The 14,870-nt window shown below is 63.2% G+C and carries 15 protein-coding genes; 11 read left to right on the forward strand and 4 right to left on the reverse strand.

The window, feature by feature from the left end; all coding sequences use genetic code 11:
• Positions 1 to 195 precede the first annotated feature (195 nt).
• The 3 genes from UNPA324_RS22490 to mdoH all read left to right on the forward strand — a co-directional run bounded on the left by UNPA324_RS22490 (position 196) and on the right by mdoH (position 6,229).
• Complete coding sequence (locus UNPA324_RS22490) at positions 196 to 2,136, forward strand: adenylate/guanylate cyclase domain-containing protein (RefSeq protein WP_141936012.1); 1,941 nt, start codon at positions 196 to 198, stop codon at positions 2,134 to 2,136.
• 485 nt (positions 2,137 to 2,621) lie between these two features.
• Complete coding sequence (locus tag UNPA324_RS22495; protein ID WP_128919048.1) at positions 2,622 to 4,127, forward strand: glucan biosynthesis protein G; 1,506 nt, start codon at positions 2,622 to 2,624, stop codon at positions 4,125 to 4,127.
• Positions 4,115 to 6,229: a glucans biosynthesis glucosyltransferase MdoH gene (gene mdoH, locus UNPA324_RS22500; protein ID WP_128919049.1), complete on the forward strand. Its 2,115-nt coding sequence runs from the start codon at positions 4,115 to 4,117 to the stop codon at positions 6,227 to 6,229. The genes UNPA324_RS22495 and mdoH overlap by 13 nt, the downstream gene beginning before the upstream one ends.
• Positions 6,230 to 6,287: 58 nt before the next feature.
• On the opposite strand, the gene UNPA324_RS22505 is transcribed toward mdoH, so the two are convergent.
• Both UNPA324_RS22505 and UNPA324_RS22510 read right to left on the reverse strand, forming a co-directional pair.
• On the reverse strand, positions 6,288 to 7,265 hold the full coding sequence (locus tag UNPA324_RS22505) for an ABC transporter substrate-binding protein (protein WP_164936206.1): 978 nt from the start codon (positions 7,263 to 7,265) through the stop codon (positions 6,288 to 6,290).
• A gap of 603 nt (positions 7,266 to 7,868) precedes the next feature.
• A complete protein-coding gene (locus UNPA324_RS22510; protein ID WP_181769481.1) occupies positions 7,869 to 8,843 on the reverse strand; it encodes an ABC transporter substrate-binding protein in 975 nt (324 codons plus the stop codon).
• A gap of 212 nt (positions 8,844 to 9,055) precedes the next feature.
• On the opposite strand from UNPA324_RS22510, the gene UNPA324_RS22515 reads away from it, so the two are divergent.
• The 6 genes from UNPA324_RS22515 (at position 9,056) to UNPA324_RS22540 (ending at position 12,279) form a co-directional block, all read left to right on the forward strand.
• Entirely contained in the window at positions 9,056 to 9,397 is a 342-nt protein-coding gene (locus UNPA324_RS22515; RefSeq protein ID WP_128919052.1) for a DUF1236 domain-containing protein, read from the forward strand.
• An 88-nt stretch (positions 9,398 to 9,485) separates the two neighbouring features.
• Positions 9,486 to 9,905 carry a hypothetical protein gene (locus UNPA324_RS22520; protein ID WP_128919053.1) on the forward strand — a complete coding sequence of 140 codons (420 nt, stop codon included), beginning with the start codon at positions 9,486 to 9,488 and terminating at the stop codon, positions 9,903 to 9,905.
• Between the two features lie 279 nt (positions 9,906 to 10,184).
• A complete protein-coding gene (locus UNPA324_RS22525; RefSeq protein ID WP_128919054.1) occupies positions 10,185 to 10,385 on the forward strand; it encodes a hypothetical protein in 201 nt (66 codons plus the stop codon).
• 15 nt (positions 10,386 to 10,400) lie between these two features.
• A complete protein-coding gene (locus tag UNPA324_RS22530) occupies positions 10,401 to 10,805 on the forward strand; it encodes a hypothetical protein (RefSeq protein WP_141936016.1) in 405 nt (134 codons plus the stop codon).
• Positions 10,806 to 10,909: 104 nt separating this feature from the next.
• On the forward strand, positions 10,910 to 11,119 hold the full coding sequence (locus UNPA324_RS22535) for a hypothetical protein (protein WP_128919056.1): 210 nt from the start codon (positions 10,910 to 10,912) through the stop codon (positions 11,117 to 11,119).
• 131 nt (positions 11,120 to 11,250) lie between these two features.
• Positions 11,251 to 12,279 (forward strand): glycosyltransferase family 4 protein, encoded by a 1,029-nt coding sequence (locus tag UNPA324_RS22540; RefSeq protein ID WP_128919057.1) that lies wholly within the window; start codon positions 11,251 to 11,253, stop codon positions 12,277 to 12,279.
• Between the two features lie 207 nt (positions 12,280 to 12,486).
• On the opposite strand, the gene UNPA324_RS22545 is transcribed toward UNPA324_RS22540, so the two are convergent.
• Both UNPA324_RS22545 and UNPA324_RS22550 read right to left on the reverse strand, forming a co-directional pair.
• Positions 12,487 to 12,714 carry a hypothetical protein gene (locus UNPA324_RS22545; RefSeq protein ID WP_128919058.1) on the reverse strand — a complete coding sequence of 76 codons (228 nt, stop codon included), beginning with the start codon at positions 12,712 to 12,714 and terminating at the stop codon, positions 12,487 to 12,489.
• Positions 12,715 to 12,825: 111 nt separating this feature from the next.
• Entirely contained in the window at positions 12,826 to 13,077 is a 252-nt protein-coding gene (locus tag UNPA324_RS22550) for a hypothetical protein (protein WP_128919059.1), read from the reverse strand.
• Between the two features lie 298 nt (positions 13,078 to 13,375).
• On the opposite strand from UNPA324_RS22550, the gene UNPA324_RS22555 reads away from it, so the two are divergent.
• Together UNPA324_RS22555 and UNPA324_RS22560 are read left to right on the forward strand one after the other, a co-directional pair.
• The gene (locus UNPA324_RS22555) at positions 13,376 to 14,482 is read left to right on the forward strand and encodes a DUF1236 domain-containing protein (protein ID WP_128919060.1); all 1,107 of its coding nucleotides are present in this window, start codon (positions 13,376 to 13,378) and stop codon (positions 14,480 to 14,482) included.
• 24 nt (positions 14,483 to 14,506) lie between these two features.
• Positions 14,507 to 14,824 carry a hypothetical protein gene (locus tag UNPA324_RS22560; protein ID WP_128919061.1) on the forward strand — a complete coding sequence of 106 codons (318 nt, stop codon included), beginning with the start codon at positions 14,507 to 14,509 and terminating at the stop codon, positions 14,822 to 14,824.
• The last annotated feature ends 46 nt before the right edge of the window (positions 14,825 to 14,870 follow it).

A 14,870-nucleotide genomic window follows, 5' to 3' on the forward strand; every position in this document is an offset into this window, starting at 1 on the left:
AGAGCGGGAGTGTCCGCTGTCGGCGCGAAGCGGACGATATGTTAGTCGCGCACTTCTCGGTAGGGCCACATCGGACATGTCAGCCACGGGGGCCTCACGGCGCTGGGCTCAGTGGGTGCCCAGCACCATCTCCCATCACTTGGTTCTCGGAACCTGGAGGCGTAGACTGTCATCAACCTATCTTGGAGGCATGACTTGGCCAGCGAGCGCGTCGAGCGTCGGCTCACTGCCATTTTGGCAGCCGATGTTGCTGGCTACAGCCGATTAACTTGCCTGGATGAAGAGGGCACGCACGTCCAGCTCCAGGACCATCTACGCACCCTCGTCGATCCCAAGATTGCCGAACACCGCGGCCGTGTTGTCAAGAACACCGGCGATGGGCTGTTGGCTGACTTTAGCAGCGTAGTGGACGCACTGCGCTGCGCTCTTGATGTCCAGCGCGGGATGGCCGAGCGCAATGCCGAGGTGCCAGATGAGAAGCGCATCGAGTTCCGGATTGGCATCAATGTCGGCGACATCCTCATCGATCGAGGTGACATTTTTGGCGATGGCGTGAACGTGGCAGCGCGTCTGGAGGGGTTGGCGAAGCCCGGTGGCATTTGCATCTCCGATGACGCACACCGACAGGTTCGGGGCAAGTTCGATGTCACCTTCGAGGATACAGGCGAACGGCAACTCAAGAACATCGCACGGCCGGTGCGTGTCTTCCGAGTCGCTCTTGATGATGCGCGGCCCGCCGAGCCAAACTGGCCGCGACACAGCACGGCGCCGGCTGTACGTCGCGAAAGGTGGGGTGCGCGCCTCGCGGCGATCGGAGCCGCAGTCGTGCTAATCGCCGGCGCTGGTGGCGCGGCATTGTACTTCCACCTCGGCCGAGCGCCCATCGTCTCACACATGCAGGACAAGCTGGCAAAGCCCTCGGAGCGCTTCTCCATCGTCGTGCTGCCCTTTATCAACCTATCCGGCGATGCGAGCCAGGATTATCTGGCAGACGTCATCAGTGACGAACTGACCACCGCGTTCTCGCGTTTTCGCGACAATTTCGTCATCTCCCGCTCGACTGCTTTCACCTACAAGGGCAAGCCAATCGACGTGCGGCAGATCGGCAAGGATCTAGGTGTGCGCTATGTGCTGGAAGGCAGCGTGCAGCCGACTGGCGACCGGCTGCGCGTGCATGCCCAGCTCATCGATACCGAGAGCGATGCGCACCTCTGGGCTGACCAGTTTGACGAAAATCGCTACGACATCTTGCAGATGCAAGATGCCATCGTTACGCGGATCGCGCACGCGATCGGTATCAAGATGACTGCAGAAAGAGCCCGCTGGGCACAATCTCGCGCAGCCAATCCCAGTGCGGAAGACCTTTCGTGGCGCTGCACCGCGGCCATTATGCGCATGTACTTGACGCCGGTACTCGATTCCGCCTACCGCCTGTGCGAGCAAGCGTTGCAGATTGACCCTGAAAATGTCCGCGCACTGTCCCTCCTGTCAATCAAGTTCAGCCATCGCGTTTACGTTTTTGCGAGTCCCGATCGCCAAGTTGATCTTCACCGCGCGGACGAACTTGCCTCCTCAGCCATAAAGATCGATCCGGACAACTTCCTGGCTCACTCGGCGAAAGGCGATGTTCTACTCGTGGCGGGGCGCTCTCGGGAGGCGATCGATTCTTATCAGCGCGCCCTGATGTTAGCTCCCGGCAGCATTCCGCCGGGATTGGCTTTGGCCTACAGTTATGTCGGAGAGCCGGAACAGGCCATCGCCTATGCCGACAAGGCGATGCGGCTCAGCCCGCACGACCCCTTTTCCACGCCGCTGTATCTCGCCAAGGCTCTCGCCTTCAGCATCTTGCAGGACTATGAGGAGGCGCTTGTATGGATTGACCGGGCTGAAGCTGCTTCTCCCGAGATTCTGCTGATCGGATTTGTGCGGTCTGCGCTGCTTGCCTTGGCGGGTAAAGAGGCAGATGCGCGCGCAGCCATGCAGCGATATTTGGCGAACGACAATGCGCCTATCAGAACCATCACTCAATGGAAAGCTCGAAGGCAAGGCGTACCGTTGCCATCCTATAGTCCGCGTTTTCTGATGTGGGGGCTAAGATTCAACGAGGGACTCAAAAAAGCTGGACTGCCGGAGTGATCAACGCCGATTGCCCGCGCCGACGAGGCGATCGAAATCGCGGATCGCTGCATGTCTCTTATGGGTAAAAGGCGGCTAGCTCAATCCATCCGCCTAACGAGCGAAGCGGACGTTTTGAGCGTTGATGCGAAAGCTTTGGCTCAGAACTCTGTCATCGGCCGAGTTCTTCCATAACAGCTGATATCCGAATCTCCTTAGATGCTGGCGAACAGCCCTCCGGCGTGTCGCCCCGCTTCGATGTCGGCTCTTAGGGCTCGCGAGAGCTTTCCCTGTGCTGGGTGTCATTTGATCCATCGCGCGACACCGCACCGCCGGGAGAGCCACACACGGCCTCCAAACGTCGAACGGCAGTAACGCCGCCTCAGCTGCCGGCCTCTTTGAATCCCAACCTCCGGCGACCCATCGGCCAATGGTGACGGCCACTGGAACTCGCGGGCGTGATGGTCGTTGCATGACCGCGGCAGCAGTAGCGAGTAGGAGAGCACGTGAACCGACGCCAGCTTGTTCAAGGGTCGGCGGTGCTGCCGGCGTTGCTGCTCGTCTCGCGCAGCGGCTTCGCCGCGGCGTCGGACGATGGGTTTGGGCCGTCAACGGTGAGGGACCTGGCCCGTATGCTGGCGGCCAAGCCGCACGAGGCTCCGGACGAGAAGCTCCCGAGCGGATTGAAGGACTTGGACTACGATCAGTATCGTTCGATCCGCTTCTTGCCGGAGCGGGCGCTTTGGCGCGGCAAAAATCTTCCGTTCGAAGCGCAGTTCTTCCATCGCGGCTTCTTTTACAAGAACAGAGTGACCATCTTCGAGGTCGCGGACGGAAAGGCCACCGAGCTCAAGTACCGCAAGGCGGACTTTTTCTTCGGCGAGAAGGTCCCCGCGTTCGAGGACGTCGATCTCGGGTTCGCGGGCTTCCGCATCCACGCGCCCATGAATCGCGCGGACTACTACGACGAGGTCTGCGTCTTCCTCGGGGCGAGCTATTTCCGAGCCGTGGCCAAGGGGCAGACGTACGGGCTCTCCGCCCGAGGACTTTCGATCGACACCGGCGAAGCCAAGGGGGAGGAGTTTCCGCTGTTCAAGGCGTTCTGGCTCGAGCGGCCGGTGCCGGGTGCGACCTCGATGGTCATCCATGCCTTGCTCGACAGCAAAAGCTGCGCGGCGAGCTACCGCTTCACCGTGCGGCCCGGGGAAACGACGGTCTTCGATGTCGAAATGTCGGTCTATCCGCGCGTCGAAATGCCGCGGGCCGGTCTCGCGCCTATGACCAGCATGTTCTTCTACGGTCCGAACGATCGCAACGACATCGACGATTTCCGTCCGTCAGTCCACGATTCCGACGGTCTTGCGATCTTCAATGGGAAGGGTGAAAGCCTGTGGCGGCCGCTCAGCAATCCTCGCGACCTCCAGATCAGCACCTTCCAGGATCTCAATCCGCGCGGCTTCGGGCTGATGCAGCGGGAGAGAAACTTCTTCGCTTACCAGGACCTCGAATCCAGCTTCGAAAAGCGCCCAAGTCTCTGGATGGAGCCGATCGGCGATTGGGGCGATGGCGGGGTCGTCCTGTTCGAGATTCCGACCAAGGAAGAGGTTCACGACAACATCGCCGCATTCTGGCGGCCGAAGAATCCGCTGCAGGCCAAGGGCGAACACAATTACACCTATCGGCTGCATTGGGGACCGGATAGCCCGAAACCGCATTCGCTGGCCAGATTCACGCGAAGCGGCATCGGGGCGAGGGGTGAGGACGCGCGCCTGTTCGTGCTCGATCTGCTCGGCGACAACCTCAAGGGCATCGATCCTGCGGGTGTCAAAGGCGTGGTGACGGCGGAAAAGTCCGACGTGAAGAACATCGTCACGCAGCCCAATCCCTACACCGGCGGTTGGCGGCTGAGCTTCCAGTGCCAGGTGAAGGGAGAGCCGATCGAGCTGCGGGCGTTTCTGACCGAGGGCGACAAGCCCTTGTCGGAAGTGTGGGTCTACCGATGGGCACCGTGAGCCCGGCGCCCCGCCCGGTCGCCGGCGATATCGCGACCCAGCGCCTGCTGCCGCGCGAGTCGCCCCTTCCGATGGCTCCTGGCGACCTCGGAAAAAGCCGTGTACCCGACCGTGTTCCTGCGCCGGCCGGCGCGGCGATGGCCTGGCGGCGCGGCCTCATCCTGCTCTCGACCGCGGCGCTTACGGGTGCGGGCGGCTACGAGATGTATCGGGTGCTGCAGGTCGGCGGCGTCACCGTCCTCGAAGCCATGGTGCTGGCGCTCTTCCTGGTCTTGCTCGCGTGGGTCGCCTTTTCGTTCGCGTCCGCGCTGGCCGGCTTCTTCGTGCTGCTGGCGCATCGTCCGGACGCGGCGACCGGCGCGGAATTGCCTGCCATATCGAGCCGCACCGCCATGCTGCTTCCGACCTACAACGAAGACCCGCACCGATTGACGGCACGGCTTCGTGCGATCATCGAGTCCTTGGAGGCGACCTCTCACGGAAAGCTGTTCGACTGGTACGTTCTGAGCGACAGCACCGATCCGGACATCTGGGTCGCCGAAGAAAAGGCCCTCCTCGCGCTGCGACAGGCGGTAGGAACGCGGCTGTACTATCGCCACCGCGCCGACAACACAGCGCGCAAAGCCGGAAACATCTCGGAGTGGATCATGCGGTTCGGCGCCGTCTACGACTTCATGATCGTGCTCGATGCCGACAGTCTGATGAGCGGGCAGACCATCGTCCGGTTGGTCCATGCCATCGAGAGCAACCCGAGCGCCGGGCTCGTCCAGACGCTCCCCATGATCGTCAATGCGCGAAGTCTCTTCAGTCGCGTCCAGCAGTTCGCGGGCCGCCTGTACGGACCGATGATCGCCGCCGGCGTCGCCTGGTGGCACGGCTCGGAAGGCAACTATTGGGGCCACAACGCGATCATCCGGGTGAAGGCGTTCGCCGAAGCGGCGGCGCTGCCGCAACTGCGGGGCCGCAAGCCATTCGGCGGGCACATCCTCAGTCACGATTTCGTCGAGGCCGCGCTGATGCGGCGGGCCGGGTGGGGCATCTACATGCTGCCGACGCTCGGAGGCAGCTTTGAGGAGGTGCCGCCGTCGCTGCTCGACTTCGCGGCGCGCGACCGACGCTGGTGTCAGGGCAATCTTCAGCATCTGGCCGTGGCCCCTGCGCGAGGTCTCCATTGGGTGTCACGCCTCCACTTCATGGTGGGCATCGGGGCATATCTGACGGCGCCGCTGTGGCTGCTGTTCCTGCTGCTGGGAATGATGATCTCGCTGCAGGCCCGCTTCGTGCGTCCGGAGTATTTTCCGAAGGGCTTCTCCCTGTTTCCGACCTGGCCCGCTCAGGATCCCGTGCTCGCCATCTGGGTGTTCGTCGCCACCATGGGTCTGCTGCTGCTGCCGAAGCTTTTCAGCCTCATCCTGCTTTGGACGCAGCGACCGGTGAGACGGCAATTTGGCGGCGCATTGCGTGCCACCGCCGGTGTTCTCGCAGAGATCGCCGTGTCCGCGCTGATGGCGCCCGTGATGATGATCTTCCAGTCGATCGCGGTCGTGGAGATACTGTCCGGCCGCGATGCGGGCTGGCAGACGCAAAGACGCGACGATGGCACGGTGGAGCGCCGCGAGCTCTATCGGAAATACGGCGTTCCGACCCTGTGCGGCGTCGCGATGGCGGCAAGCGCCTACGCCGTTTCGCTGCCCCTGCTGCTCTGGATGTCGCCGGTGATCGTCGGGCTGCTGTTCGCCATTCCTATCGGCGCGCTGACCGCCAGGCCCGCAACCGGCAGATTGTTCGTCACGCCCGAAGAACGAGAGCCGCCCCCGGTCCTGCGCCGGGCGAACGAATTGAGCGCTTCGGCGGATCTCGAAGCCAGGCCCGCGCTGATGGAGCTGCGGGAAGATTCCGCGTTGCTTGCCTTCCACCTGGCGCAGCTGCCGCCTCCTCGCGCCGCCCGGCCTGACACGGTCGACGCCAACCTGGCGGTCGGCCGCGCCAAAGTCGATGCAAGCGATACCTTCCAGGAAGCCGCGGCGCATCTGTCTTCGCGGGAAGTCCTCTCGATCTTGAACGACGGTTCGACGCTCTCGACCGTGCTGCAGAAGCGATGAGGGGTTGGCCTAGCGGGCACTTCGAAGGAGTAGCGAGAGGATCGGCTCTTATAAGCGATTATTCGATCAGTTCGTCCGCTTCGATCAAAATGGATGGAGGCACGGCGAGGCCGAGTGTCTTGGCCGTATTGGTGTTGATGACCAGTTCGAACTTCGTCGGTCGCGACACCGGAAGCTCGTCGGGCTTCGCGCCTCTGAGGATTTTGCCTGCGTACGCGCCCAACTGGCGATAGGCATCGGAAAGGCTGGCGCCATAGCTCATGAGGCCACCTCCAGCCGGAAATTCCCGGATATGGAAGATGCCCGGCAGACGATCTCGGGACGAGAGTGTCAGGATTTGCTCGCGCCGGCTGTCGAAGAAGGGATCATTCTGCACGATGAGTCCCGAGATCCCTGCCTTGACCAGCTCCGCGAAACTGGAGTCGATTTCGGCATCGGTGCTCGCTTGCTGGACCCGGAGCTCGCGCCCGAGCGTGCGGGCGGCGGCTGCGATGGATTGCTTATGTTCTTCGGCCGCCTCGGCGCCGAAGCGCGGGTTCACAAGTAGTCCCAGCACACGGGCCGCAGGAACCATCGAGCACAGGAGCGCCAGTCGCTTTCCTCCCAAGTCGCCGGTGAAGAAATTGACGCCAGTCGCCATGCCGGGACGATTCATGCTTTTCACAAGGCCGGCCTGCACGGGATCTTCGCCGACCACGAAGACCATCGGGACCGGAAAGTTCGCCGCCTTCGCGGCCTTCGCCGCGGGGTCGCCGGCCGCCACCACCAACGAGGGCCGCCGATCGCGGAGATCGGCGGCGAGCGGGGGCAACTGGTCGTAATCGCCTTTCGCCCAGCGGTACTCGACGACGACGTTGCGACCCTCGGCGTACCCCATCTCTTCGAGTCCCCGCCGAAAGGCATTCGTGTGAGTTTGGGATTCCTTGGGCGATCGAGTGCTGAGAAATCCGACGACGGGTTGCCCCTGCTGAGCCCGCGCGATTGCCGGCAGGCCGGCCGCGACGGCAAACGCTCGGATGAAATCGCGCCTTCGCATTGTTTCCTCCGCTCTTGAAGCTAAGGTACACATTCTACAGGTCACGCGCAGAAATTTCGGATGGACGGATCGCCTCAGTGATCGGCGACGCAGCGGTCGCGGTGGGAATTGAATTCCTTCGATGCAGCTCAACTTCGCGGGGCCCCGGCGTTGGGAACAAATCTATCAAGATCTGCTTGATGCCGGGCGCGATCCCGCGCGGGAGGATTTTCGGTGAAGCAGCTCGGATGGACGGCGGCAGTATTGACTATAGCGATGCTGGGGGGCGCGGATGTCGCTTCGGCGAGATTGGGCATGGCGCCCACGGCGATGCAGGACGAAAGCTTGATCCAGGTGAAAGGCGGGCATGGTCACGGTCACGGGAGAGGCCACCGCGGATGGCACGGCAACCGCGGCCACCACTACGGATGGTACATCGGACGCGGCAACCGACGGCATCACCACCACTGAGGTTGGCTAATGGCATCCGCCGGTCCTCCGGCGGTTGTCCACGGCTCCTTGCTCCATTGAGCCAACAATGTGCCATTTCCCGCGTGTCCTCCCCTCTGCCTTCTCGATCGCCGTCTGCAGGAGAGGCGGGAAGCGCGGGGCGGCGCGATGCGTTCATTCGATCAGCTCGTCGGCGGAGGCGAGCATGGAAGTCGGAATGGTCAATCCGAGCTTTTTGGCGGTCCGCATGTTGACCACCGTCTCGAATTTGGTCGGCCGCTCGATTGGCAATTGTGATGTCGGCGCCCCCTTGAGGACCCGGTCGGCGTAGTAGGCCAATCTGCGATAGCTTTCGGAGAGGTTGGGTCCATACGTGCAGATGGCGCCGCTCTTCGCGAAGACCTGCCAGCCCGAGATGACAGGCGCGCGGTGCTCAATTCCGAAGTCGATGATCCGTTGCCGGTACTGAATGGCGAAGCCGTCGGAGAAGAGCGACATGGCCTGCGGAGGGCTCTTGCCCATGGTCGCCAACGCGTCTGCGAGCTGGCTCTCCGTGCCCGTCCCATAATACTCGAGCGCCAGCCCGAGTTTTTTCGCGGCCTCTTCGGAATAGGCCCGCTCGATCTGGGACCCTGGATGTTCGGGATTGGCGATGATGGCGACGCGCTTCAATCCGGGCACGATATCCCGCAGCATCTCGAGACGTTTGGAATTCAGCTCGGCCGCCATGAAGGTCAGGCCGGTCATGCCGCCGCGCGGATGCGAGAGACTGTCGGCGAAGCCGGCGACGACCGGGTCTCCACTGAAGGCGTAAACGGATGGCGTGGAGAGTTTCAAGCCGAACACGATCGGAACGGCCGCTCCTTGGACTACCAACAGATCGACGGGAAGACCGGTAAGCTCCGCGGCCAGCGGCCCGACTCGTGTCCGGTCGTCGTCACCATACCTATATTCGATCTTCAGGTTGTCCCCCTCGCGATAGCCGAGTTCGGCAAGTCCCTCCCGGAAAGCCGCAAGGAAGGGGGTTAGGCTGGCCTCCCGCTGGGCCGTGAGCCAGCCTATCCGGAAGAGCCTGGATGCCGCACGCACTTGCCTTCGGACCATGGTGGCCGAGGCCGCCGCGGAGGCGATGAAGGTACGACGTTTCACTGATCTCTCCACCGTTGCTGCACCAAGGTCTAGCATCCGTCCATTTCGGCTGGGGCTCAAGGGGACCATCTTCGGGAGTATCGCTCCGGCATGGAGTTCGGACTTGGCTCCGCCGGTCGCGGGAAAATTCGGCAATTGCCCCGTCGCAACTGCGGAACCTTGCCATCATTCGCGGGTTCTTGCAGGCCGCATTCTGCGGACAGGAGATCTCGATGAAGAAGCTGATGCTGATGTGTGCTACCGCCGCCCTGATCTCGACGGGCGCCATGGCGCAGTCCACGGTCGTCACCACCGGCACCAGCCATGCTGCAGCCGTGCAGATCGAGCCGGAATACCGCACGAAGATCCGCACCTTCGTGACCGAACACAAAGTTCGCCCGGAGCAAACCCGCGAGAAGATTGTGGTCGGCCAGCCGGTGCCGCGTGAGGTCGAGCTCGAGGCCGTGCCTGCCGACTGGGGTCCCTCGCTCACCAAGTATCGTTTCGTCTACTCGGGCGAACGCGTGATGCTGATCGATCCGTCGACCCGCACGGTCGTCCAGGAGATCGACTGAGCTTTCAGTGGCGGGTCGCTGAAGGCAGCGGCCCGCTCTTCCGATCCGGCGCCCCGATACCTGCTTTCTCATTTGCGAGCGGCCGTACATGCCGATCATCCGTTATTTCCTCTTCGTCGGCGGGCTGCTGCTGGCGTTGCTCTTCGCTGCGGATCGGTACCTCCCGGCTCCCGTCGAGCGCGCGGGCCCGTCCGATCCCGACAGGACCATCATCCGGATCGCCTCGGCGCGAACGCTTCCGGAGAAGATCGTGTTCGACACGCGTCCGCGCGCCGATTTGCCGATAATTGCGCAGACCGATCCGCTCCCTGAAGACCCCCGGCAGCAAGTGCGAGAGGCCATGGCCGCAATGCCTGCAGCGCCGGCCGCGGAGGTGAAGGAGTCGCCCGTGCGGGCCTCCGTGGCCGCCCGCATGCATCCTAAGCGCTCGGCAAAACTGCAGAAAAGGACACCCGACCGGCGTCTCGCCTTCGAGCGGGCCGATCCATTTGCCGGCGGATGGTGGTGAGTGCTGGCGCGTGATGCGGCCAAGGAAAAGGCCGCGCCTTGGAGGCGATCTTGGTTGACTTCGGCTGGGCTGCTCTCGCCGGTCCCGGTCGTGCCGCTGGCCCGGCGAGCGGGCAATGGATGCTGGACGGCCGGCACGAAGGCGTTAGGCTAGGTTCAGTTCATACTGCGCCGCAGAAGTGCTCGCTGGACGCATAGCCGCATATGGCCGCGTTAACTTTGTTGATTCGCCGCACAGCATTTCCGCAGTAGGCTAACTCTTCTTGCGTTGGGGGTTTCCGTGTTCGATCCGGCCACGACCGCGCTTCTGCGCGCCGTATTCGACGAGGTCTGCGAAGACGTCTCGCGCTACGAAACCGAGGCACGCACCCATGTAGCGTCAAGCATTCTGGAAGCGGCGACCGACGGCGACAGCTCGCCGGAGAAGCTGAAGCAGGTGGGACGCGAGGCCCTCCACGACGCGCCAACCATGTGGCGATAGGCGGAGGAAGGCGGGGTGAACTTCCAGGTCACTGTGCTCAAGATCCTGGTGAGCTATCCCGATGGATTCGCCGTCATGGCGGAGCTCAAGCGCGATATGGCGATTCTGGCGACGAGCGGGCGCGACTGGGCCGAGCGGACCAAGCGCCTCGCCGCTCGCGTGCCCGCTCTCGATATCTTCTCGCAAGGATTGGTCGAGCGTCTGAATGGCGGATGGCGCATCACTGAGAAGGGTCGTGCCGTGCTCGAATTCATGGAAGCAAGGCCCGCCGAGATGCGGACGGAGAGCCCTGTCGCAGCAGCGGAGCCTCTGGCATCAGCCCAAGCGTCTTCGCTTCTTGCCGCAAGGCGCTCCGGCCGAAGCCAGCGCCTGCAGCGCCGCCGCGCGGCACGCGAACGGGCCCGAGCCAAAGCGTGCTGAACGCGCGTGTTCTCCGACTCACTTCGCCCGACCGGGAAAAACTGGAAACTTTGCTGACCGTCTTGAGTTGCCAGCGATCGGATCGGTCGAGGGGAGTCTCAAAGATGGTCGACGATGTCGTCTTGAAGAATGCCACGGAGACCGCCTGGACAGTTTACCGGGCGCGGCACCCCGATGTCGGCGCACGCGACAGCCGACGCTGTTTGCTGAAGCGCCACCTGCACAAGAGATGGGAAGCGCGCGACAGCGATACCGAAGAACTCGCCAGCTTCGGTATCGCCTACCTGCACCGGCTTCCCCGAGACGAATGTTGAGGACCGTGAAAATGCTCGTCGCGCGCGTAGCTCGCGGAAGCACAAGGCCCTTTTGGACGCTACTCGCGATCTCGTTTCTCATCTCCGCGGTCGTCGTGATCGGCTTGCGGGTCGTCTTTGGGGACTGATCGATGCGGATCGCGCAGCTTGCCCCGTTGGCCGAGAGCGTTCCTCCAAAACTGTATGGCGGCACGGAGCGTGTGATTGCCTGGCTGGTGGATGCGTTGGTCGAACTCGGGCACGACGTCACCCTGTTCGCGAGCGGGGATTCGAAGACGACCGGCAGGCTCCACGCGGTGTGGCCGCGCGCGTTGCGGCTGGGGCGGAGGGGCGTCGATCCGAGCGCCGCCTGCGCACTGCTGATCGAGGCCATTGCCGGGCGCGCTCGCGAGTTCGACGTGATCCACTCCCATGTCGACTGGTTGCCGCTGCCCGTCCTGAGCCGGACCGGCGTGCCGTTTCTGACCACGATGCATGGTCGGCTCGACCTTCCAGGCTTGTCCGACGTGATCGGGGCTTTCCCACAGGCCCCCTTTGTCTCGATCTCCGAGAACCAGCGCCGACCCCTTCCGCAGGCGAACTGGGTGGCGACGATCTCGCATGGGCTCCCCAAGGGCCTGTTTCGGCCTTCCTTCGAAAGCGGTTCGTACTTGGCCTTTCTGGGGCGGCTGACGGCGGAGAAGGGGCCAGAAGCTGCGATACGCATCGCTCGCGTCGTCCGGATGCCGCTGCGGATCGCGGCCAAAACTCCTCGCGCGGAGACGGCGTACTTCAAAAAGAAGCTCGAGCCTGAGATCGACGGCGAAGAGATCAAGCTTATCGGCGAGGTGGACGAAGTCCGCAAGCAACCGTTCCTCGCTGGTGCCGCCGCCTTGCTCTTTCCGATCGATTGGCCCGAGCCTTTCGGCCTTGTGATGATCGAGGCGATGGCGTGCGGGACGCCCGTGATCGCCTATCGCTCCGGATCGGTGCCGGAGGTCGTGGAGGACGGCGTCACCGGCTTCATCGTGGACGGCGAGGAGCAGGCGATCGAGGCGATCGAGAAAGCCGTCAGCTTGGATCGAAGAAAAGTCCGCGCCCGATTCGAGGAGCGGTTCGTCGCCAGTCGGATGGCGAGAGAGTACGAAGACCGGTATCGCGAACTGGTCGCTTGCAGGTGACCTCGGTCGAGGAAATCGTTCGTGGGATGGCCGAAACGAAAAGCGGCCCGCCCGGCGTACCGGACGAGCCGTTCGTCAGAATCTGTTCGCTTAGTGCATGTGAACCAGGAAATAGCCGACGCCGCCGACAACGAGCACGGCGGGAACGGCCCATAAAATCAAGACAGGCATGTTCTCCAATAGCTTGTCAGAATAGCCGCCGAGCGATTACTGCTCGGTGCAGACCTTGGTGGTTTTCACGGCGGACTCGGCTTCCGTCTTGGTCTTGTAGACGCCGTTACCCACGACCGTCGTGGTGGTGGTCGTCGGCTTGGTGTCGACGACGGTGCACTTCTTCGTGGTCGCGTCGCGGACGATGTAGAACTCGGCGGCGCTCGCGGTCTGGGTGCCGAGGGCGAAAGCGGCCAGAGCGCCGCATACGATTAGCTTCTTCATGGTGTCCTCCTCAAGCGGTTTGTAAGTCACTGCTAACGAGACGGGCTCGGCCGAAGTTCCACTTATTCCCGGTCGTGGGGCGCTTCCTCAGGCCGATGGAACGTCGGGCTTTCAGGTGGCCTGCTTACCCCAGTCGATTACCGGAAGCCGCGGGGCGGCCAGCTTCTCAGGCGGCACGACGACCGGCGCGAAGTCCGCGTCTTGTCGTTGGGCGCGCTTGCAATTGGGGCAGACGAAGAGGTGCGCGATCAGCGTCGTGGGATTGTCCCGAACGAGTTCGGATCGAAACCATGTCATGGCTACACGGCAATTGGGACAGGTCGGGTTGCCGACTTCCCCGAAGGAATCCTTCAGTCGTTTCATGGGCCGCGCGCCGCTTTGTGTTGGTAAGTCGTAGCAGCTCGGCCGGGCCGCGAAAGTATCAAAAGATACACAGCCGGCCACGATGCTCCAGAGCCCGTGAGACACCGGCCCCCGAGCATCCGATCGCGCGTCGCAGCGGCGGCCTCTTGGTTAACGCTCGCTTGCCATTCGGCGAAGCAGCATCTCCGGTCTTGGGGGGACTCCGCTTCGATCTCTCGCGCCAATTGCCGAGATTTCCCGATTCGGAACCGAAGGCCGCGCCGAGGGTTGATCGGCGTCCACATTTGGGAGGTTTCAGATGAACAAGCGTTTATTCTTGGCCACGACCGCTGCGGTCGCCATCGCGACTTCGGCGTTCGCGCAGTCTTCTCCGAGCACGTCGAGCTCCAGTCCGTCCGCGACGCAGCGTCAGCAGGATTCCACATCGACGACGTCCCCGTCGACACAGACCACGTCGCCCGGATCGTCTTCGGGATCCGCGCAGACCAGTCCTTCGACGAATTCCGCCCAGTCTCCGTCCTCGACCGGTCAGACGGCGGCGGGCCAGTCGTCCAATTCCGGCAGCGGCACCAACACGACGCAGGCGCCTGCCTCGAACAATTCGACCAACCAGGCTCAGACCAGTCCCTCCAGCCAGAGCACGACGCCGTCCAACCAGGCGCAGACCAACACCCCTTCGAACACGAACAACCAGACGCAGAGCGCCAACCCGCCGTCCTCGAGCACGAACCAGGCGCAGTCGCCGTCAGGTAGCGGTTCGACCAACCCGGCCCAGCAGCCGAACAATCAGCAGAACACGGCGGACCGTTCGTCGAACACCAACATGAACGCGTCGGTGAACATAAACGACCAGCAGCGGACCCGCATCAGCGCGTCGATCTCGCACCTGAACGTGCAGCCGCTCGCCAACGTGAACTTCTCACTTTCGGTGGGCACCGTCGTCCCGCGCGACGTCCGCCTGCAGCCGCTGCCGGCCGAGGTCGTCGAGATCGTGCCGCAGTACCGCGGTTACAACTTCGTGCTGGTGAAGGACGAGATCGTCATCGTCGAACCGTCGACCTACAAGATCGTGACGGTCCTGCCGTACTCCGGCCGGTCGACCGCATCGGCCCCGGCGCGCACCGAGCAGCGCAAGGTAACGTTCAGCGACCGCGATCGCGAAGTCATTCGCAAGCACGCCAAGGCGCGCCCGGTCGAGCGCGAGAAGCGGGTGACCACCGGCAGCTCGGTTCGGACCGAGATCCGGACCGGTGAGCGCGTGCCGGAGGGCGTGGAGATCGAGGCGTTCCCTGAAGAGGTCTATCGGGATGCTCCGACCCTTCGCGAGTACCGGTACATCAACCGGGACAGCCGCACCTACATCGTCGAACCCCACGAACGTCGTGTCATCGAAGAGATCGATTGATCTCGCAACGTATGGAGAAGAATCATGAAGACCATTGTGCTGGGAGCGCTCACGGCGACCCTAATGGCGGCATCCGCCAATGCCGCCCCCCTCGCGCCTGCGGCCATCGCGTCGACCGAGCTCGGTGGCGTTGAGCAGGTCCGGCTCGTCTGTGACGAGTATGGCCGCTGCTACCGGACCCGCGGCCCCCGCTATGTCCAGCGCTACTACGGCGGGGATGACGGTTATGTGGTCCGCCGAAGCTACGGCTACTATGGCGGCCCCGGCTACTACGATCGCGGCTACGGCTACTATGGCGGTGGCCCGAGCATCGGTTTCAGCTTCGGCACCCGAAGCTGGTGAATCAAGAAGGGGCCGCTCGAAGAGCGGCCCCTTCGACGTCTGCTCC

It is taken from the genome of Bradyrhizobium sp. UNPA324 (assembly GCF_006658635.1).
Lineage (GTDB): Bacteria > Pseudomonadota > Alphaproteobacteria > Rhizobiales > Xanthobacteraceae > Bradyrhizobium > Bradyrhizobium nanningense.